This is a genomic window from Salinivibrio sharmensis (assembly GCF_001995985.1).
Lineage (GTDB): Bacteria > Pseudomonadota > Gammaproteobacteria > Enterobacterales > Vibrionaceae > Salinivibrio > Salinivibrio sharmensis.
In genome coordinates, this window is the sequence record NZ_MUFC01000002.1 from 1 (window position 1) to 20,089 (window position 20,089).

Annotated in this window: 15 protein-coding genes; 7 read left to right on the forward strand and 8 right to left on the reverse strand. The window is 46.1% G+C overall.

Annotated features, from left to right (window positions below):
- The first annotated feature begins 1,119 nt into the window (after positions 1 to 1,119).
- Positions 1,120 to 1,659, forward strand: coding sequence for a type IV toxin-antitoxin system AbiEi family antitoxin (gene abiEi, locus BZG74_RS02075; RefSeq protein ID WP_077771136.1), 540 nt, complete (start codon positions 1,120 to 1,122; stop codon positions 1,657 to 1,659).
- A gap of 144 nt (positions 1,660 to 1,803) precedes the next feature.
- On the opposite strand, the gene BZG74_RS02080 is transcribed toward abiEi, so the two are convergent.
- A complete protein-coding gene (locus BZG74_RS02080) occupies positions 1,804 to 3,573 on the reverse strand; it encodes a hypothetical protein (protein ID WP_077771137.1) in 1,770 nt (589 codons plus the stop codon).
- 890 nt (positions 3,574 to 4,463) lie between these two features.
- On the opposite strand from BZG74_RS02080, the gene BZG74_RS02085 reads away from it, so the two are divergent.
- Both BZG74_RS02085 and BZG74_RS02090 read left to right on the forward strand, forming a co-directional pair.
- On the forward strand, positions 4,464 to 5,552 hold the full coding sequence (locus BZG74_RS02085) for a hypothetical protein (RefSeq protein ID WP_077771138.1): 1,089 nt from the start codon (positions 4,464 to 4,466) through the stop codon (positions 5,550 to 5,552).
- 1,132 nt (positions 5,553 to 6,684) lie between these two features.
- The gene (locus BZG74_RS02090; protein ID WP_077667263.1) at positions 6,685 to 7,071 is read left to right on the forward strand and encodes an HVO_A0114 family putative DNA-binding protein; all 387 of its coding nucleotides are present in this window, start codon (positions 6,685 to 6,687) and stop codon (positions 7,069 to 7,071) included.
- Positions 7,072 to 7,150: 79 nt separating this feature from the next.
- Here BZG74_RS02090 and BZG74_RS02095 read toward each other — a convergent pair whose 3' ends face one another.
- Positions 7,151 to 7,375, reverse strand: coding sequence for a hypothetical protein (locus BZG74_RS02095; protein WP_235605696.1), 225 nt, complete (start codon positions 7,373 to 7,375; stop codon positions 7,151 to 7,153).
- Between the two features lie 319 nt (positions 7,376 to 7,694).
- Here BZG74_RS02095 and BZG74_RS02100 point away from each other — a divergent pair, with 319 nt between their 5' ends.
- Complete coding sequence (locus tag BZG74_RS02100) at positions 7,695 to 8,486, forward strand: metallophosphoesterase (RefSeq protein ID WP_077666457.1); 792 nt, start codon at positions 7,695 to 7,697, stop codon at positions 8,484 to 8,486.
- Between the two features lie 144 nt (positions 8,487 to 8,630).
- On the opposite strand, the gene BZG74_RS02105 is transcribed toward BZG74_RS02100, so the two are convergent.
- Positions 8,631 to 9,998, reverse strand: a complete 1,368-nt coding sequence (locus tag BZG74_RS02105) for a tyrosine-type recombinase/integrase (RefSeq protein WP_077771139.1) — start codon at positions 9,996 to 9,998, stop codon at positions 8,631 to 8,633.
- A 611-nt stretch (positions 9,999 to 10,609) separates the two neighbouring features.
- Here BZG74_RS02105 and BZG74_RS02110 point away from each other — a divergent pair.
- Positions 10,610 to 10,945 (forward strand): helix-turn-helix domain-containing protein, encoded by a 336-nt coding sequence (locus tag BZG74_RS02110; RefSeq protein WP_077771140.1) that lies wholly within the window; start codon positions 10,610 to 10,612, stop codon positions 10,943 to 10,945.
- Positions 10,938 to 12,344 carry a HipA domain-containing protein gene (locus BZG74_RS02115; protein WP_077771141.1) on the forward strand — a complete coding sequence of 469 codons (1,407 nt, stop codon included), beginning with the start codon at positions 10,938 to 10,940 and terminating at the stop codon, positions 12,342 to 12,344. Before BZG74_RS02110 ends, BZG74_RS02115 begins: the two co-directional genes overlap by 8 nt.
- A 175-nt stretch (positions 12,345 to 12,519) precedes the next feature.
- On the opposite strand, the gene BZG74_RS02120 is transcribed toward BZG74_RS02115, so the two are convergent.
- Both BZG74_RS02120 and arcA read right to left on the reverse strand, forming a co-directional pair.
- A complete protein-coding gene (locus BZG74_RS02120) occupies positions 12,520 to 13,650 on the reverse strand; it encodes a DUF3103 family protein (RefSeq protein WP_077771142.1) in 1,131 nt (376 codons plus the stop codon).
- 228 nt (positions 13,651 to 13,878) lie between these two features.
- Positions 13,879 to 15,099 carry an arginine deiminase gene (gene arcA / locus BZG74_RS02125; RefSeq protein WP_077771143.1) on the reverse strand — a complete coding sequence of 407 codons (1,221 nt, stop codon included), beginning with the start codon at positions 15,097 to 15,099 and terminating at the stop codon, positions 13,879 to 13,881.
- 327 nt (positions 15,100 to 15,426) lie between these two features.
- Here arcA and rraB point away from each other — a divergent pair, with 327 nt between their 5' ends.
- A complete protein-coding gene (gene rraB, locus BZG74_RS02130) occupies positions 15,427 to 15,798 on the forward strand; it encodes a ribonuclease E inhibitor RraB (RefSeq protein WP_077771144.1) in 372 nt (123 codons plus the stop codon).
- Positions 15,799 to 15,874: 76 nt separating this feature from the next.
- On the opposite strand, the gene BZG74_RS02135 is transcribed toward rraB, so the two are convergent.
- The 3 genes from BZG74_RS02135 to BZG74_RS02145 all read right to left on the reverse strand — a co-directional run bounded on the left by BZG74_RS02135 (position 15,875) and on the right by BZG74_RS02145 (position 20,089).
- Positions 15,875 to 16,399, reverse strand: a complete 525-nt coding sequence (locus BZG74_RS02135; RefSeq protein ID WP_077771145.1) for a GNAT family N-acetyltransferase — start codon at positions 16,397 to 16,399, stop codon at positions 15,875 to 15,877.
- 213 nt (positions 16,400 to 16,612) lie between these two features.
- Positions 16,613 to 16,996, reverse strand: a complete 384-nt coding sequence (locus BZG74_RS02140) for a DUF2061 domain-containing protein (RefSeq protein WP_077771146.1) — start codon at positions 16,994 to 16,996, stop codon at positions 16,613 to 16,615.
- Between the two features lie 234 nt (positions 16,997 to 17,230).
- On the reverse strand, positions 17,231 to 20,089 hold the full coding sequence (locus BZG74_RS02145) for a valine--tRNA ligase (protein ID WP_077771147.1): 2,859 nt from the start codon (positions 20,087 to 20,089) through the stop codon (positions 17,231 to 17,233).

Here is a 20,089-nt window from a genome sequence, read left to right on the forward strand (position 1 = left end):
TTATTAAATTAGAGAGGTGATAATCATTTAAACTCCTACCCATAATGAAAAAGATCGGATTCTTGGGCATTAGTGTTGCTATTCTCCTCCTTAAAGAATCATATTCATCATCATAGATTCCGAGTTAGGGTCCTAACCGAGAATTGAGAACAGATTCTGACTATTGGTGACGCAATTCCCCCACCTCAAAGAACCATGTTCATCATCATAGGTTCCAAGTTAGGATCCTAACCAAGAATGCTCATCGGAGTCTGGCTGCGATTGATACTGCTATCTGTCTAGCCAATACCAACCAAGTTCATCACTACAAATTCCGAGTTAGGATCCTAACCAAGAATGCTCATCGGAGTCTGGCTGCGATGGGTACTGCTTTCTGTTTAGCCAATACCAACCACGTTCATCACCACAAATTCCGAGTTAGGATCCTAACCAAGAATGCTCATCGGAGTCAGGCTGCGATGGGTACTGCTATCTGTCTAGCCAATACCAACCACATTCATCATCACAAATTCCGAGTTAGGATCCTAACCAAGAATGCTCATCGGAGTGAGGTTGCGATGGGTACTGCTATCTGTCTAGCCAATAGCTACCACATTTATCATCACAAATTCCGCGTTAGGATCCTAACCAAGAATGCTCATCGGAGTGAGGCTGCGATGGGTATTGCTATCTGTCTAGCCAATACCAACCACGTTCATCACTACAAATTCCAAGTTAGGATCCTAACCGAGAATGCTCATCGGAGTCTGGCTGCGATTGGTGCTGCTATCTGTCTAGCCAATAGCAACCACATTCATCATCACAAATTCCGCGTTAGGATCCTAACCAAGAATGCTCATCGGAGTCTGGCTGCGATTGATACTGCTATCTGTCTAGCCAATACCAACCACATTCATCATCACAAATTCCGAGTTAGGATCCTAACCAAGAATGCTCATAGGAGTGAGGTTGCGATTAGTACTGCTATCTCCCTAGCCCAATAGCAACCATGTTCACCAAGTTAGGATCCTAACCGAGAAAAACAAGCTAGGCATCCTTACGGTATCAGCGACTACCGATGCATTACTTGAATCACAAGTGGACAAAAATATATGTCATACTTACTTTTTGTGATTACTTATGAGCATTGAGATGAAGATTGAGACTGCATTAGAGCGCCTGCATAGGTTTGACAAGCAAGGCATACACGTTTATCGGAAGAGTGATCTCAGAAGGTTATTTTTTGATGATTCACCTACAGCATTCCAACAAAGCCTGCCACGCTTAGTAAAAGCAGGAGTAATAGAGCGAGCGTGTAACGGTGTTTATGTATTCTCGTACAGTCGTCATAAGGGCGGTTATACCATTGAATACATTGCTAAATGCTTGCGAAGGGGAGAGTACAATTACATCTCTCTAGAATCGGCACTCTCAGAGTACAGTGTTATTTCACAAGTAATGATTGATCGAATTACTATCATGACAACAGGGCGTAAAGGGGAGTTTAGAACCCCCTACGGCGTAATCGAGTTCACACATACAGAGCGTGATGATATTGACATTATCTACAGTACCATAACTTCAGATCGGCCCCTTCGGATTGCGAAGAAAGAGACCGCACTTCGTGATCTAAAAAGAGTAGGAAGAAACACACACTTAATTGTGACGGATCACGATTAGTCAGATGCTGGCACTCCCAAAAAACAGTACTCCACAAAAACCGTACAACTCACTTCTGGACAAAAGTGAGCTAGAACGTTTGCTCTAGCTCCAATCGATTGGATTAGAAAAAGTATAGTGGTTCAGTTTTTAATCGAGAAGCCATTAATGTCGCTCTAGCAGTTGCTCAATGTGAGTGGCAATACAGCTAATCGATTCACTGACAGCATCTATAACAAAGTCAAAAGCTCTTCCATAGCCGACGCTTAAACTGGCGGTATCAAACCCAAGGCCTTGCAGAGTATCAATACATTTCTTAACTGCATCATGGGCATCAGCGATCCTAAGGTCGTTATTCAAAAACAGCGACGCTAGTGCGGCATTGCGTTTTTTCCAACCCTCGGGTTCATTTTCTGATGTAAAGCAATCAATAGTTTCATGCTGTTCGTTCAAAGATTCGAGGACGTTCAAAAGACTTTGCATCAACTTTAAACTTCCTAGGTTTTTCACGTCAGCGCTTGGACACCCAGCATGGCGAAGAAGTGACTTGAGAAAACCATTTGGGGTTTTTTGAAGAATCTCATGGAGACTCTTGCACCGAGCTAAAAATACCTGTTGTGTCATATCTAGCGGTGCGACCTGAGCTAGTAGCACAAGAGATGGGTAATGCAACCATCCATTAGCGTCTACTTCTTCTCGACTAAAACCTGTGAGGTCTTCAGGGGAATACAGTTGCCCAGTAGTCTCTCCTAGTGCTGATAACCCTTCTCCCAAACGTAGCAGGCCTTCTAGAAGTCTTTGCACCTTTATTGCTATATGCTCTTCGTTTAGATCTAATTGTTCAACAACCTCTGGCTTGACCTCGTAATTATTCGCATGAACAATTTCTCTATCAGGCTTAGCCTTATACAGCTCACGAATCGGTACTCGGATTAAGTTTCTCCCAACTCGTTGGCATTCTGTAAAGCTCCACTGCCCTTTATATGAAGGTTCACACCACCACTGTTCATGGATGTTTATGGGTGTGGTGTCATAGAAGTTACTTTGCTCATATTTTTCGAGGAAGCGATCATCCAAGTAGACGTTGTAGTTAGCCATAAGCGCATTTGCCCTAGCATGTGTCATAGGCTCTTTGTCATCTGCCCAGAGCAAGGTTTCTGCATCTTGCTCTAAGCACAGTTCTGGAAAAACGGCTTCAACCGAAGCCCAGAGCTGAAGGAGAATCCCTTCTTTGTGTTCTCGGAGATCTAGCTTATACCATTGGGGGCCTTCGGTTGGTTTTAATACAATATGAGGTTTACCATTCAATGATTCTCGCAACTCTGGGGTGTCTTGTAATTGTGCTTCATAGAAAAAAACCCGCACGCCTTTAGCACCACGCAGCCACAAATAACGGCGGAGGTATTCATTAGACATTTTCCAGCATACGTCGCGCTTCAAGTGACCTTGATATTCGCTTGATACTTCCCCCTCAGCAACGTCAAATTCTGGTAGGTTTAGGGCGTCATATATGAGTCGTTGTTCTTCATTACCTATGCAGCGAGGGGTGAGACCAAGAGTCATCCAAACTTTTTCAGCGAGGCTAAAAGTGTAAAAGGAAGCGTCTCCCCAAGCCGCAACTATGTAATCATACCCAGAGATTGAAGGACTGAATTGAGCAGAGTCTGCCTTTTCTTCACCAAAAGGAACAGAGTAAGCCACAACGCCTTGACCTGCCTCCCTCAAGACTTCAATTGGGCCATCGTTATCCTCAGGAACCACAGCCATCTGAAGGTGTAAGCGTTCTGCATTTTTTCCATAAAGATCAGTCTCCTGCATGCAAGCGACCTCAACACGTAAATCAGGAGATAGGCCTACAGGCTTCAGTAACTCTTTTAGTCTATGTGGCAAAATGGATTCTGACAGAGGTAACAATTCAAGATAATTGAAATTCATGGTTAACAGCCCGATTTTTAATCCTCATATATGAACTGCTGAACCTGTAATCAGGCCAATGATTGCCACAGCCGCTCAATATGTGATAGTAAATTATTATGTTATTGGTATCATAAGCCCTGCATAAGGATTGTTGCAATGGATGTTTGTCGCCTTGGAAATCTTATCAAATTTTTTCAATGCCCTCTAACAAGGAGGATTTTACAGAGTGGGTATCCCAGAAGGATGTCGTTGATTTTTTGTTAGTGATGCAAATGACGATGACATAATTCTTCATGCATCAGCAAAAACTACTCTTCTTAATACTGTCCTTGTACTTAAAAATGCACTGTCTAAATCTGACCCTCATCAAATGACTTCTTGGGATTACAACAATAGTGGATGGTCTGTTTGTAGCGGTGGTGGTCGTGACAAATCGTGGGTCGAGCCACCACTAGAAAGTTGTAAACCTAATGTTCTTAGCAGATGCCATGAATCACTCTGTGTCATCTTCAATGCTTTAGAAGAACATCAGCAAGACAAAGCAGGTACTCAAAATATTTGAAGGTAGTGTTATTCACATGAACCTAGCAAATCTAATCCCGAATTTGAGTGGCTGAAACTCATTTAGGGGCAAAGACGTGTTGGCCTAGATCACAAGTTTGCGGAGACCAGCTTCAGCACGTCCTAGGATAAAAGCTACTTCGAGGTTCAGTTCTTCTATTTGTCTTCGGATAATGTCTAGCAATACAACTGGCTAGAGAGCCTCATCGTTCAAATCTAACTAAGTGACAAAACCCAGCGTATCACTTCACTTCAAATCAAAGAAGAAGTTGAAGAATTGAAGAACTATCACTATCATTTTTGCCATTCTTCATAATATTTTCAATTTGTTAGAAGGCGATTAGAGAATGAGAAACGTTGTTAATGACGATAAAATCAGTGATTTTCGAGACTTAGTTAACTCAAACTCTAGCTTTGTGTATCAAATATACAAAGATAAAGGTGGTAAGAATCTTTTTAATCTCGTTTGCTCAGCTATGGATTGGATCTCTGTCTCTGTTCGCCACTTAGAAAATGCGCCTGAGTTTGACAAGAACATAGATAGTAGATGTATGCAGGTCTACTCTCTGATCTCTTCAATAGACCTTATTTTCGAGTCAATAAAACAACTCCATCGAGTGTTTATAACTGATAAGAAAGATCCGTTTTATGGTGAAAAGAAATGTTTCAAAGAACGCCTCTTCGCTAATGAAGATGATAATAATTATTTTAAAACTATCAGGGCGTGTTTCGGTGCTCACCCCGTAAATCTGAATCAAGAAAACTCAAAGCGTTTCGCAAGTTGGCCATTTCAAAGTCATTTCAACACTGGCGATTTGAGTGTTCATTTGTACAGTCGAGATGTGGGTAAAGAAGACCTAACGTTAAACCTCAATATCAATGAGCTGCTGGAATTTCTCAGAATTCGATATGAGTATCTTGATGTTATTGCTGATAGGGTTGAAACGCTGTTTGTTGAGTATCAACACAAACTTTCAAAAGAAAAAATTGAGACTAAATCAGATCCTTTAGAACAACTCTATGTTCTTCGTACTGAGTCAGAAAAACGATTAGATAACGATTACTATAACGGGGAGATTAACGACCTGATTATGATTTTTGAAGCGGAAGTAACTGACGCTGACCTTGTACCATTGGCTGATAAGTATAAAGAATCCCTCCTACCTCTGATTGAAGAGATTAAGACGAACCTTCAAGAAATGAACATCGTTGACCTAGCAAACGATAGTGAGCTGAGAATAAGATCTGAACTTGATAAAGAGTTACGTTATGAACTTGGTAAGTTCTACACTTGGGTTCACGGTGGCAGGTACGATCCGCTACTTGAATATTATTTTGAAAGGTTTAACGCTTCTACTGACGGTAAGTTCAAGTTCACCAAAACTGATGACATCAAACTTACGTTTCTTAAAGCAAAGCTCATGCTAACTGAATAGTGTGAACAAATTGGCTCAGCTTTTTTCTTTTTCTGTTCATTACTTTTTTTATATCAAAGTTACCTCAACATCACTGTTTGAACGTTGGGTTGTAACTCATAAAGGGGCAGAAACGAGTCTAACCGAAGCATGTCTATAAAGTCGGTGGCTATTCAGATATCGTTGTTTCTCTTGACCTCTAAGATAGATTTTTGTCCATTGCCCAAAGATGTTTATGATCGGTCAAAGGTTACGCGAGTGCAATACCTAAAAATTTGCATTACTATCAGTTGGCTAATGACCATTTCCAGTGCTTTGTTATTGTTGTTCTTCTATCCTGTCTAAACACTTACGTATTTCGTTCTGCTCGCTCCTGCACCTCGGCTTTTATGGAGAAGATCGCTCATAGACCACGTAAAAGTGTTTCTTGATATCGCACGTAGACCAAGAGTTATCTAAATAAATAATGCATAAAATACAATATCTTATGGGTATTTCCACCTAGAGGATGCTCACTCCTAGACCATAGCAATTTGCTTTTAGATATCGCTCGTAGACCTTAGGTTGTCTGAATCGAAAGGAGTTCGATGAGAGTAGGACATCGTTGTTTCTCTTGACCTCTAAGATAGATTTTTGCCCCTTGCCCAACGACGTTTATGATCGGTCAAAGGTTACGCGAGTGCAATACCTCAAAATTTACATGATTATCAGTTATTTAATGACCACTTGCAGTACTTTGTTATCGTTGTTCTTCTATCTTATCTAACCACTCACGTATCTCGTTCTGCTCGCTCTTGCACCTGGGCTTTTATGGTGAGGATCGCTCATAGACCACAGAAAATTGTTTCTTGAGATCGCTCGTAGACCAGAATCCTTTTTAATAAATAACAACTTAAATACAATGGGTTATGGTCAAATCCATGTAGAAGAGGCTCACTCCTAGACCATAGAAATTTTCTTTTAGAGATCGCTCGTAGACCTTAGGTCGCTGAATCGAAAGGGGATCGATGAGAATCGGATATCGTAGTTTCTCTTGACCTCTCTGTCATGAAAGTGGCGTCCATTCGCATAGCGAATATAACTATCCACTTTTTCTTTCAGAACAGCGTCGTATACACTAGGATTCCGTTACTTCATTCTGAGAAGGATACTCATGAAAGCTCGCATTGGGGTTGCATCGGAAGATCTCATTCGTAGGCATATGATTAGTGTGGCTGCGAGCAACATTAGTCATAACAAGCATCTACCTACATTTTGGTTCACATCACTAGATGAAGTCTCAAAGTTACTGTGTAATGAAAATATCGAAATAATGCTTCTGATCAGTAGAGAAAAGCCTGAAAGTCTAGCTGAGCTTGCGGAGATTAGCTGTCATCATATCCACGAACTGTCACGAAAAATCGACGCCTTATCATCAAAAGGGTTTATCCAGTTCGAGGAGAAAGGGAATGCTTGCCGACCTATCGCTCTATTTACTGACTTTGAGGTCCTTCTGGGCAAAGAATTGGAGATTACACTGCAAGAAGGCTATCTTGCATGATACCGAACACTCGTTACTGCGGCGCATGTCTCTTGGGTAGCACAGCTTCATGCTGTGCAGACTCGAATGGTGATTGTTCTTAATACTTCCCGTCTAGGCCAACTTGATAGTCATCGATGATCTCTTCCAGTTCTATTTTGAAGGCTTCAGTTACTTCAACTAGCTTATCAGTATTGGTAGAGATAGCGTGATCAAGCAAGTCAAGAGGTCCATTTAGCGTAACTTCCTCACTATCCTTTGATTCGGCTTGCTCGTTATCACTTCTTGTAGCCTTGGCCTCGTTCTTCATTTCAGCCTCACCCATAAAAATGCCTGCCGTAAAGCACGGTTGTAGCACAATTACACTCTCGCCAGCCCCTGAGAAGTTTCCTCAGCAAAAAATCTTATTTTTTACAATAAAAACGATTAATTTCATATGGTTATAAACCACTAAGATTTAGACACTAAAAGTTAGTGTCTAGATCTTAGTGCCGAAAAATCAAACAAAGCGTCCAATCATTGTCTTCCATGGAAGTTTCACTTTAAGCTACTGATGTTAAAGCACTTAGCGTATGTCCTCACTTCTTTAATCTAAAAAACCCCTGTACCATGGAGCAGTCAATCAACTTTAAGGTCATGATAGTTTGAAGTTTTACGTTGTTTCCGATCTGCATCTCGACATTCACGGAATACGCCGTGATTTCTGGTATAGCTTCGATAACGAAGCCACTTTAGTCGTTGCAGGTGACACAGCGAACGGCCTCTCAGGCATGGCGTATGTGAAGAATGTACTTTGCCGCCACTTTAAGACTGTGATAATGATTGCAGGAAACCATGAATGGTATAGCAATAAGAGTAAATCCTACCGCCATAGAAGTACGTCCGTTGGGTGCAAATCTAGTGCTAACTCTGACGTTCTCAAAGATTCTAGGGGTTCCGTAATAGCCAAGCTTAAGGCTCATAGTGATACAACTGAAAACCTGTTCTTTTTGAATAATGAGTCAATAGATTTAGATGGATATAGCATTTATGGGGGAACTCTTTGGTTTCCTATTCACACATACTCGTCTGCACTGATTGATGCGTACTCAGAACTGATGAATGATACAAAGTACATAAGCCATCAAATGATTGAAGAGCAGCACAAAGCGTTCGTTAATGATTTCCCAGAAAAAGTTGATCTTGTTGTTTCACATCATCTTCCTTCCAAAGAAGCTTTCGCCGTAGAAGAAAATGCCAACAGTGTTTATGCTCCTTACTACCATGCAGGGCTAAGTAATGAGTTGATCTCAAGAGCTAGGTATTGGGTGGCAGGACATCAACATGATGCTGTAGAGAAAGTCATTGCTGACGGTAGGACCACATTTATTTCTAACCCCAAGGGTTCTGTCCGCTTAACCAATGGGTTACTTACTAACAAAGCTTATTACCTATAAGAGCTAGCCAGCAACAAACTTTGGCATCTGAAAGCCCGTTAGGGCTATCTCACTGTGATCATTGATCACCTGTATGATCTAGACAAAAACTAGGTTAGTAACCAAATAAACAGAAAGCCCCAGTGGGACTTTCAACAACAATCTTTATTTAAGATTAGCTCTTAGCGACTGAGTACTTTTAATGTCTGGAAAAGGTAACGTTTCAGCGGAAGGTACAGCTGACAACGCTGGTGGAACATACCCAATCAACTCTTTCAATTTACTGCCCCAGGTTTCAAGCCCACCTAACTTATCGTCAAAATAGTCATAGCGATCATAGTGACGTGTACTCACATCTTGCAAGGCGTGATTTTGAATACGATCTCTAACCTCTTTGCTGATTCGGCATGCTCCCATTAAAGTTTTACATGTTCGACGCAAATCTTTAGGTACAAACTTATCGAACCCCACAGCATCACGATAACGAGTCACTGCACGACAAATGGAGCTAGTCTTCATGGGTTCTTCTGCATCTTTGGGGTTTGGAAAAACATATCGTCCACCACCAGAAAGCTCGTATTGTTTCTGAAGTATTTCAAAAGCCAATCCGTTCAACGGTACGATATGATCTTTTTTGTTTTTAGAACGCTCTTTGGTAATGCAGACAAACCTTTCTTTCCAATCAACATTCCACCATTCTAAGGTAATAGCTTCATATGGTCGTTGCCCCCCTAGATAGATGCACAGTTGAAGTAAGTGCCTCAAATCTTGTCCAACAGGCACAACATCATAGTTTTCACGAAGGTCTTTTAGCAGGCGTCTTAACTCTCGCCATTCTAGGAATCGCTCACCAATACGCTCACCATCTTTTTGCTTTGGAATTGGTGCTACTGGGTTGTATTTTATGGAAAATTTCGACTCTAAAGAGAAGTAGCGTGGATCGTTATCAAAGCGCATAGCATGGTTAAACGCCGCCATCACATAACTACGTACTCGATTGCTCTGAGTGATAGCTCCACGCTGGATCATCTTACTAATAACGTATTTAATATCATCCGTCGTTACATCACACGCCTTGGTGTTTTTGTCTATATATGGATAGAACTCTCGTACCAGTGCATTTCGGACCTCTTCATACGTTCTCTTTCCATCTATTTTCATCCGCTCAGTATAGCTATGGAATAGGTCATCAATGGTTCCTAAGCTTTTGCTCTCAGTATCAATTTTTTTCTGCTCACGCTCTTGTTGTTCAAGATGCAATTTAGGATCTTTTCCGTTGAGCAACAGTTGTGAGAAGACTTGGGCTTTCTCGCGAGCTTCTATAAGAGTCATGCTGCCAGCACGTGTGCTGAATAAACCGATAGAGATAAATTTTTCTTTCTGTCGCTGGTAGTAGCGAAAAACGAACTGCTTTTTCCCACTAGTGAAAATTTTTACTCCCAAACGCCCTGTACCTCGTTGACCTGATTGATCCCAGAGATAATAGGAATTTTTACTACTAGTCGCGGATTGAATTTTAGTAACAGTTAACATTCTGATTTGCTCTTGTCTTTTTCGGCGAAGTTAACTTTCTAGGCAAATAGATATAACCTAAAAGCAGCCAAAAATTATGTTGACAGATTTCCTTCCTAAGCAAAGCTAGGTCAGGTAATGGGTCAGACAAGAGAAAGGTGACATGGAAATCAATGCAAACTAACGCAACAAAGGAAAACCTGTAACCTTCTGAATTTACGGGAGATTAATAAGCTTTGCATACTCATAAAAATGAATCTGGTAGGACTCATAATCGATTGGTCCCCAGTTCAAGTCTGGGAGGGGCCACGAGATTCTAGAAGGTTAGTAAGCCTAGTGTTTACTAACCTTTTTTGTACCTGACGATTTTGGGTCAGGTAAGCCCCGATCACGCATTCTTCTCTGTCTACTCCCAGTACTAATCCGAATACTGCGCTGTTGCCAAATGTGTCCTTCTGGCGGATAAATCTCTCCCATAGAGAACAAGGAGAGATTAAACCCACAAACCAACCATAAGTAACTTAAATTACACTTATAGATGATTTCTTATACATTCACCACAAAAGTGAGTTATATTGAACTTATGTGTTGAGGCGAACTCGATAATGGCAAAAGTACATTAAAAGGCACTTATGAAAAAAGGTAAGAGTGTAAAGGCACAACCTATGCCTGATTTGAATACCGAGTTTAGTATGGAAACGCTGGGGAGCGCCATTCGCTCAAAGCGCACCGATAGAGGTTGGCGTATTGATGATCTCGCGTCAAAAGCCAACTTATCTCGTAGAACAGTCATGAAGATAGAAAAAGGCGATACCAGTGTCACCTTTGCCAATGTACTTGTCCTAATGGATATCTTAGGGCTGTCGTTACGCCTTATCGATTTAAACCTATTTGTTCGTCCACATAGCCAAATAACCTCCCAAGCTGAAAACAGCGTGAGAAGCAATGAGGACGGTTGGTATGAGTAAGTTACAACAGTTAGACGTGTTTATCGGTACGAATACCAAAATTGGTCGTTTGATTCTTCCTGTCGGAACAGAAACAGAGTTCTCATTCATCTATGAAGATGAATGGAAACACACGGGGTTCCCGATTTCGCCACACATCCCTTTCGATGATCGGGCTTCGCCACGTAGTATTGAGAACTACCTCAGAAATCTCCTTCCTGAAGGAGAAGCCTTTGAGGAGATGATACAAAACACCACTATCTCCAAAAGCAACACGTTTGGACTGATTCGTAAGCTTGGTGCAGAAACATCTGGTGCATTATCTTTTCGAGTGCCAGGTTCAGAGCCTCAAGAGACCAGCTTTAGACCTGTACCTAATGGGGAGTTGGTAGACCGATTAGAGCGTAACTTCGCGCCATTGGTTTATTGGGACGGTAAGGTTCGCCTTTCGGTTGCTGGTGTACAAAACAAGTTAAACGTACTTAAGCGCGGCCATGAATGGGGGTTTGGGGAGGGAAAATTAAGTTCTAACTGTATTCTGAAGTTTGAAAGCGGTAAAGCACCGTGTATTGCTGTTAATGAGTTCTTCTGCATGACATTAGCCAAGCTAGCTGGTTTGGACGTCGCTCGTGTTGAGTTAAGTCGCATTGGGAAGACGAGGACACTGAGCATAGAGCGGTTCGAGCGTGCCTACATCGCGACTCGCGATGTCGTTCAACGGAAACATGTGATTGATGGCTGTCAGGCAACTGACTTACCTCCAGGCTACAAATACGAGCGTCAGAATGGGGATGAAGGCGATGGCGTGTATATGCGTGATGGCGTTTCTTTCCCACGCCTACTGAGCGTCAAAACCATAGACACGGTGACCACTAATCTAAAACTTACCCAATGGATGCTCTTTAATCTCGCAACGCTAAACTATGATGCTCATGGTAAAAATATTAGCTTCTTCGTCACCCCTAAAGGCCTAGAGCTGACCCCTTTTTATGATTTAGTGAACATAGAAGCTATTGCTCAAGAGGGAGCAAAGCGCAATTCGCGAAGTGGTAAATTATCTGTTGATGAGGGGCGGGCCGCCAGTATCCCTCAATATTTTGCAATGTCGATTGGCGATTGGGAAAGTGAAGACTTTCAAAATCCGCCGAAAGGTAACTTCCAACGTCCTATCACCAGCTATGATTTAGCTGAATTCGGCGCTCTGCTGGGTTATTCAGGCACTAAAATGGCCTCCATAATGGTAGAAACCGTTAGTGCTATAAAAAATGCGCTGAAGGAAGCGATTGACCTTACCGAAGCTCAAGGAATCGACGATGGGGAACGTGAACACATAGAGCTGTGTGTGTCACTCATCCAAACAGAGTGTGAATACTTGCTAACGCAAGCCGACAGTGTGCCAGAAATGAGTGAGCTTCTTTAATGGAAAATGCAGGGGAATCAAACTCGACAAGTTCGGCTTGATGGTTTTGTAACGTTTATGCCTTGGTTTAAACTTCGTATGCATTCCCACGCGGGAGCGTGGGAACGAGTAAAAAACCAGATACAAAAAACGCAGCCCCACGGCTGCGTTTTGGCTTTCTATCCCCAGTCCATCATTACTCTGTCGGTTCGATGGTCAGTGGTTCCCAGGTGGCGGTGGTGTTTCCGCCGGCGCTGGGGTGATCGCGGTATTCGCGGTCTTTGAGTAGGGTGTAGTACACATCGACAAAGTCATCATCGTTGGTGAGCCAGCCGTCGGGGATGGCTTCAATGATTTTGCCGGTGATCTTGGTGATCACACCATAGGCTTGCACCTCTAAATCTGGAATGGCGGCAATGATGTCGCTCGCCACCTCGTTGAGCTTCAAGGCCAATTCTTTGTAGTTGGTGCCGTCGTCTTGCTCCATCAAGATCACGTCTGCCGCGCCCCAGCGATAACGCTCCCAGTGGATCATCACCTGATTAGGATGATAGGTGGTTTGGTCGTAATCCAAATAAGGCATATCGACAATATCGAGCGTGGGCTCGTCACGGCTGGGGTTCAAGCCGGTGACAATCGCGTATACCTCGGCCGCACCGGAGATCCAAGGCTCTTGGTCGTCTTCAAGGCGGATTGATTTGAGCACTGTGGTGTCAATGGGCTCGGCTGGGCCTTGTGCCATCATTGGCGCGTGACGACGCATACGGGGCGCTGGGGCTTGCTCGGCCAGGATGCGGCGCATCACTTCTAGGCCAGCTTTAAGTGAGGCTTCACCATTGGCATCCACCACCAAAATAGGGCGGTCAGGCAACTGATGAACATCTAGCCAGTGTACCTTGCCGTTGGTGTCGTAGGCTTCAATCTGGGTCCAGGTTTTATCATCACCTGCTGGCTCAAAGGCAAACAGCGGCGCTTGGCCAGCTTGCCAGCGCGCGAGCATGCTGGGGTCAGCCAGACGCACTTCAAGCAGCTGATCGGCGACGTCTTCCACCCCTTGTGCCTCTCGCAAGGCGCGGTCCGCGGCGCGCAGTTGATCGTTAAGCTGATGTGCGCGAGTTTGGGTGAGGCTTTGTAGCGACGCATTCAAGCCATAGGCATTAATGCTACGGTGGAGCACAGGTGCCAATAGCGCATAGTCTTGGCTAAGTTGTTTGGCGGTGTCGCGTTTTATATCAACCACTGAATTATCGGCATTGGCCGCAAAAGCGGGAGTCAAAGCTTGGGTGATGCCAGCCAATAATAGGGCAATGAGCGTATTTTTCTTCATCGCGTTTCCTTTTTGTTGTGTTTCCAACTGACGCCAGCGGATGCTGACTAAGGCCATCATGCGACGTAAATGAGAAAAAATGCTATTTAGAAAATAATGTGATGTGAGCCGAGTTCATAAAAAAGGCGCAACTGCGGCATGAAATTAGTCACTTTTGGTACCAAGGTGTGCGAGTGGCAAAAAAACGCCCGGCCAGGTGGCCGGGCGTTAAAGCGAAAAGGCGTGAGGTTAAATGCCGTCGCGTTCAAGCGGGCAGCTCATGCAGCGTGCGCCACCGCGGCCACGACCTAGTTGGTCACCCGGGATAGAGAGCACCTTGATCCCGGCTTTGTCGTATTTCTCGTTGGTGTAGGTGTTGCCTTCATAACCAATCACTACCCCAGGTTTGACCGTCAGCACATTGTTGGCATCGTTCCATTGTTCACGCTCGGCGGCATAGCTGTCGCCGCCGGTGGTAATGATGTTCAGCGGGCCGACGTCGAGTGCTTTTTCAATCGCGGTGAGGTAGCAAGACTGCGCTTCTACGTTAAGGCTGTCTTCGCCTTTGCGGGTTAGGCTCCAGCAAGGCAAGTCGGGGCGCATCACGGTGGGATAAACCGAGAAGGTGTGCACGTCCATGTGGGTCATCACCGTATCTAGGTGCATGCATGAGCGGTTTTTCGGCAGCTGAACCGCAATCACTTCTTTGGCTTGGCCACTAAACAGCAGGCTACGCGCCAGTTGCTCAACCCCTTGTGGGGTGGTGCGCTCAGACATACCAATTAATACCGCGCCACGGCCAATGACCAGCACATCGCCGCCTTCAATCATGGCGTTGTCGTAGTCACGCACTTCATCACCGAGGTAATTAATAAACGCGCTGCCCGCAAATTCAGGGTGCCAGCGGTAAATTGCGCGTAGATGGTTGGTTTCACGCTGGCGCGCCGGTTTCGCCATGGGGTTGAGCGATACGCCACCATACACCCAGCACGAGGTGTCGCGGGTAAATAGGTGGTTGGGCAGCGGCTCAATCACAAAGTCGGTTTTATCGTGCATGGCCTGCATCATCGAGGATGATTGCACGGGCAAGTCGATATAGCTTAAGCCACCGAGCAGAATGTCAGCCAGGGTGTTGTGGTCAATGTCGGCCATATAAGCGCGTACATCAATGGCGAACTGATACCCGAGACGGTAGTGATTGAGCTGGGTGTCGAGCAGCCATTGCTTGGCCTCGGGCACGGCCAGGGTTTCGACCAGTAAATCGTGAAGTAGGTAAACGTGTACGCCTTGGTCGGTAAGGGTGCGAGCAAACATGTCATGCTCTTCCCCCGCGCGCTCAACGGCCAGCACATCATCAAACAACAGTTCATGGCAGTTAGATGGCGTCAGGTGGTTCAACGCTCGTTCAGGGCGGTGAAGCAGTACACGCTTCAGTTGCCCAACTTCAGATCCAACGTAAAACTCACTCATGGTAGGTCCTCTTTTTCCTTAATACGGGCCAGGTAATGAGACAAACAGCGTGTTGCACACACGGGCGGTGTGCTCACCGGTTAGGTGGGAATGCAGGCCGTTTGCACAGGGTGGGCGTGTCTCATCTCCTCCTTGGATGCTCGAATAATGACAACCTTCTAGGGGGAGGTCAATGTTACAAATCACTAACAATCTCGCCGGACTAGCAAGGTCACAGAAAATTCATTAACTTGGCGGTTTTCTCATCAGTGACACCATGATGAGCCGTGGCATTTTTTGCTAAACCGTGCCATATTGCGCCGGTATTCATTTTCTGGAGTCGCGTCTATGTCACAGGCTGAACTTATCGAACAACAACACCAAGAAACGCGGATGATCATCGAGGAGCTTCTCGCCGATGGCAGTGATCCTGATGCGCTGTATACCATTGAGCACCACCTGTGTGCCGATACCTTTGAAGCGCTGGAAGATGCGGCGGTAGAAGCCTTTAAAATGGGCTTTGAAGTGGCCGAAGCTGAAGAGCTTGAGCTGGAAGAGGGCGGCACTATCGTCTGCTTTGATGCGGTGATGGAAACGGCTTTGAATGCTGAGCGCATTGATGAGCAAGTCGAAAAGCTGGTGGCGTTAGCCGATAAGCACAACATTGATTACGACGGCTGGGGCACTTACTTCGAGTCGGGTGAAGAAGAAGGCCCATAGGGCGAGTAACGCGCGACCCAGCTGAACAACTGAGTATAAAGCCACGAAAACGTGGCTTTTTTTGTGTCTGGCGGGGTTAGAGCGTCTTTATCATGGTGACTTCACAGCTATCGTGACCAGTGTTCCCCATTCGTCTACACGGGATAAAGCCGAGTGATTGATACAAGGCAATGGCGGCGGTGAGGTTGGCGGTGGTTTCAAGATAACAGTGCTGATAGCCCCATGCACGCGCTGTTTCCATCGCCTGAATCGCTAACTGTTTTGCCATCCCTTTGCCTCGCAGTGCGGGCAGAAAATACATTTTTTGCAGCTCGCATACGCTATCGTGACCTGGCAAAGGGGCAACACCGCCACCGCCGAGGATTTTCCCATCGGCCTCAATCACCCAATAAGCGGCATGCGGGTGGGTATATTGTTCGCTGAGGCAGTCAAGAGTGGGATCAGCGACGCTAAACCCGGCATCGGCACTGAGGCCGTGCTCGGAAGAAACACGGCGGATGACATCGGCAATAGCCGAGTTATCGTTTGGTGTTATTAGGCGTACGCGTAAAGGTGCGTGTGAGCTTGGCTGGCGTAAATCTTGGGGACTATCCTTGGCCATTACGACACTCCAAATAATAAATATATCGGTAATCTATCTCACCAGATTGGCTTACACAACGCAGCGCTAATGTTAAAGAAAAACTGATAGGGAGATAGAATATTGACGGCGTCGAAGTAAACGTCTTTGCAGCGAAACAAGGAGATACTGCCTTTTAATCACTGACAGTGATCCCCTTGGTGTTAGTTATACCGTGATTAAATCGATGGTTTTTTAATGATGATGCCCCAAGTGAAGCGGTGCCGGTTTTACCGCATGACGACGCTGCCACACCTTTTCGTGGAAGAAGTACGCCAAGGTGTTGATGCTTGGCTCAACCAGCGCCAGTGCGCCACCGACCAACCAATCGCCACTGATTAAATAGCCCACCAAAAAGGCAACGTTAAAGTGTATCACCGCAAAGCTGGCCGTTTTGACCACGGGGCGCGCTTGGCGGCTAAGCTGCCAGAGTTTTTCATGAAGATAAAACGCCCCGGTATTGACGGTGGGTTCGGTCATCGCAATCAGGCTGCCAATGATGATATCGCCGGTCAGCACATAGGCGACGGTAAAGGCGATAGAAAAGTGGATAGCAGCAAAACTGAGTGTCTTCTTCATGGTGTAGCTCCTTATTGGCAACACGCGTTTAATCAACACTGACAGTATGCACAGAGACTGTCGATAAATAAAAACGGTTCTCACTATCCTTTACATAGAGGCGAACTATCAACGACGATCAGTGCTAGGGATAACAAGCGTTTAAAAACTGACCAAGTCCATTTTGCGCCGAGATGGGGCATAAAAAAAAGCCACACCGAGCGGTGTGGCTTGATAGGCTGAGTGAGCCGAGGATTATAGCGCGGCGATGGTCGCTTTTTGCTCACCAAGCTTGGTGAGGCTCTCACGATAGCCGTCGAGCTTTTCACGCTCTTTCGCCACCACGGCTTCAGGTGCTTTGGCGACAAAGCTTTCGTTGCCAAGCTTGCCTTCAACACGCTTGATTTCACCTTCTACGCGAGCGATTTCTTTATCCAGACGTGCTAACTCAGCGTCTTTATCAATCAAGCCCGCCATCGGGATCAAGATCTCCGAGCTGCCGACCAGCGCAGAGGCACACGCAGGTAAGGTTTCGCTACCGTCAAGCACGGTGAAGCTGCCGAGTTTCGCCAGGGCATTCAAGGTAGTGCGGTTGCGGGTCGCACGCTCAGCATCACGGCTATCTGCGGCTTTTAACATCACCTCAAGCGGCTGGTTTGGCGCAATATCGTACTCTGCGCGCAGGTTACGGATGCTGACGATAAACTGCTTCACCCACTCAATGTCTTCTGACGCTTGCGCGTTAACACGGCTGGCATCAAATTGTGGCAATGGCTGGTTCATAATGGTGTCGCCGTCGACACCGTCAACCAATGGTTTGACGCTCTGCCAAATCGCTTCCGTGATGTAGGGGATCACAGGGTGTGCGAGACGCAAGGTTTTTTCCAAGACGGTGATCAGGGTGTAACGCGTAGCACGTTGCTGTGCTTCGTCACCTTTCCACAGTACGGGCTTGGTGAGCTCCAAGTACCAGTCACAGAACTGGTGCCAGATAAACTCATACAAGACACCGGCCGCCATATCGAGGCGGTAGTTGTCGAGATGGGTATTGAAGTCTTTCGCCGCTTGCTGGAACTGAGACTCGATCCACTGATCGGCCAGTGAGAATTGCATCTCGCCGCCGCTCATGCCGCAATCTTGCTCTTCGGTGTTCATCAGCACGTAACGGCTAGCGTTCCACAGCTTGTTACAGAAGTTGCGATACCCTTCAAGGCGCTTCATGTCCCAGTTGATATCACGGCCGGTTGAGGCCAGTGCCGCGAGGGTAAAGCGCAGTGCGTCGGTGCCGTGGGCTTCGATGCCATTCTCGAAGGTTTTACGGGTCGCTTTTTCAATCTTTTCTGCCAGCTTCGGCTGCATCATGTTGCCGGTACGCTTGGCAACCAGCTCGTCAACACTGATGCCGTCAATCATATCGAGCGGGTCGAGTACGTTACCCTTCGATTTTGACATCTTGGCGCCACTTTCATCGCGGATAAGGCCGGTCATGTAAATGGTCTTAAACGGCACTTGTGGCTTACCGTTTTCATCTTTGATGAAGTGCATGGTCATCATGATCATGCGCGCCACCCAGAAGAAGATGATGTCAAAACCAGACACCAACACATCGGTAGGGTGGAAGGTTTTCAGTGCATCGGTGTTTTCTGGCCAACCTAGGGTGCCGAAGGTCCAAAGCGCGGATGAGAACCAAGTATCCAACACGTCTTCGTCTTGGCGCAGCGCCACATCGTCGCCAATCTGGTTATCGCGACGTACTTCGTCTTCGTCACGGCCCACATAGACATTGCCTTGGTCGTCGTACCAGGCAGGAATGCGGTGGCCCCACCAAAGCTGGCGTGAAATACACCAATCTTGCACATCACGCATCCACGCGAAGTACATGTTCTCGTACTGCTTAGGCACAAATTGAATATCGCCGTCTTCAACCGCTTTTACCGCCGGCTCTGCCAATGGCGCGGTGCGCACATACCACTGGTCGGTGAGCATTGGCTCAATCACCACGCCGCCGCGATCGCCATACGGCACGGTCAGATCGTGATCTTTAATTTCATCCAATAAACCCAGCGCATCAAATTCGGCGACGATCGCTTTACGCGCGGCAAAACGCTCTAGGCCTTGGTAGTTTTCTGGCAGGGCACCATCGAAGGCATCGCTTGGCTGGCCTTTATGATCAAACACTTCTGCCTGATCGCGAATGTCGGCGTTCAAGGTCAGGATGTTGATCATCGGTAGCTGGTGGCGCTGGCCGACTTCGTAGTCGTTAAAGTCGTGCGCGGGGGTGATTTTCACACACCCGGTGCCTTTTTCCATGTCGGCGTGCTCATCGCCCACAATTGGGATGCGACGATTAACCACTGGCAGCAACACGTGCTTGCCAATCAGGTCTTTATAACGCGGGTCTTCTGGGTTGACCGCAACACCGGTGTCGCCCAGCATGGTTTCTGGACGGGTGGTCGCCACTACGATGTAGTCTTTGCCTTCAGCGGTTTGAGCGCCATCAGCGAGTGGATAACGGAAGTGCCACATGTGGCCTTTCTTGTCTTTGTTTTCCACTTCTAGGTCGGAAATGGCCGTATGCAGCTTAGGATCCCAGTTCACCAAGCGTTTACCGCGGTAAATCAAGTCTTCTTGGTGCAGGCGAACAAACACTTCTTTGACGGCGTTAGAAAAGCCTTCATCCATGGTGAAGCGTTCGCGATCCCAGTCGACAGAGGCCCCTAAGCGGCGCAGCTGTTGGGTAATAGTGCCACCGGATTCGCCTTTCCATTGCCAAATTTTGTCAACAAAGGCCTCACGACCGTAATCGTGTTTGGTTTTGCCTTCTTCGGCGGCGATCTTGCGCTCCACGACCATCTGCGTCGCGATACCGGCGTGGTCTGTTCCCACTTGCCATAAGGTATTTTTGCCCTTCATCCGTGCCGCACGGGTCAGGGTATCCATAATGGTATCCTGGAACGCGTGGCCCATATGCAGGCTGCCGGTCACGTTAGGGGGTGGGATCATGATGCTGAATGCATCTTTGCTGGTATCACCATGAGGTCGGAAATAGCCCGCCTCTTCCCAGCGCTGATACAGCGCTTTTTCGATTGATTGTGGATTATATGTCTTTTCCAT

Bases quoted from the DNA above. Each gene is read 5' to 3' on its own strand.
- rraB (WP_077771144.1), top strand. From the start codon at position 15,427: ATGTCACAGGCTGAACTTATCGAACAACAACACCAAGAAACGCGGATG.
- BZG74_RS02120 (WP_077771142.1), bottom strand. From the start codon at position 13,650: ATGAAGAAAAATACGCTCATTGCCCTATTATTGGCTGGCATCACCCAA.
- BZG74_RS02135 (WP_077771145.1), bottom strand. From the start codon at position 16,399: ATGGCCAAGGATAGTCCCCAAGATTTACGCCAGCCAAGCTCACACGCA.
- BZG74_RS02105 (WP_077771139.1), bottom strand. From the start codon at position 9,998: ATGTTAACTGTTACTAAAATTCAATCCGCGACTAGTAGTAAAAATTCC.
- BZG74_RS02115 (WP_077771141.1), top strand. From the start codon at position 10,938: ATGAGTAAGTTACAACAGTTAGACGTGTTTATCGGTACGAATACCAAA.
- arcA (WP_077771143.1), bottom strand. From the start codon at position 15,099: ATGAGTGAGTTTTACGTTGGATCTGAAGTTGGGCAACTGAAGCGTGTA.
- BZG74_RS02095 (WP_235605696.1), bottom strand. From the start codon at position 7,375: ATGGGTGAGGCTGAAATGAAGAACGAGGCCAAGGCTACAAGAAGTGAT.
- BZG74_RS02140 (WP_077771146.1), bottom strand. From the start codon at position 16,996: ATGAAGAAGACACTCAGTTTTGCTGCTATCCACTTTTCTATCGCCTTT.
- BZG74_RS02085 (WP_077771138.1), top strand. From the start codon at position 4,464: ATGAGAAACGTTGTTAATGACGATAAAATCAGTGATTTTCGAGACTTA.
- BZG74_RS02090 (WP_077667263.1), top strand. From the start codon at position 6,685: ATGAAAGCTCGCATTGGGGTTGCATCGGAAGATCTCATTCGTAGGCAT.
- abiEi (WP_077771136.1), top strand. From the start codon at position 1,120: ATGAGCATTGAGATGAAGATTGAGACTGCATTAGAGCGCCTGCATAGG.
- BZG74_RS02080 (WP_077771137.1), bottom strand. From the start codon at position 3,573: ATGAATTTCAATTATCTTGAATTGTTACCTCTGTCAGAATCCATTTTG.
- BZG74_RS02145 (WP_077771147.1), bottom strand. From the start codon at position 20,089: ATGGAAAAGACATATAATCCACAATCAATCGAAAAAGCGCTGTATCAG.
- BZG74_RS02110 (WP_077771140.1), top strand. From the start codon at position 10,610: ATGAAAAAAGGTAAGAGTGTAAAGGCACAACCTATGCCTGATTTGAAT.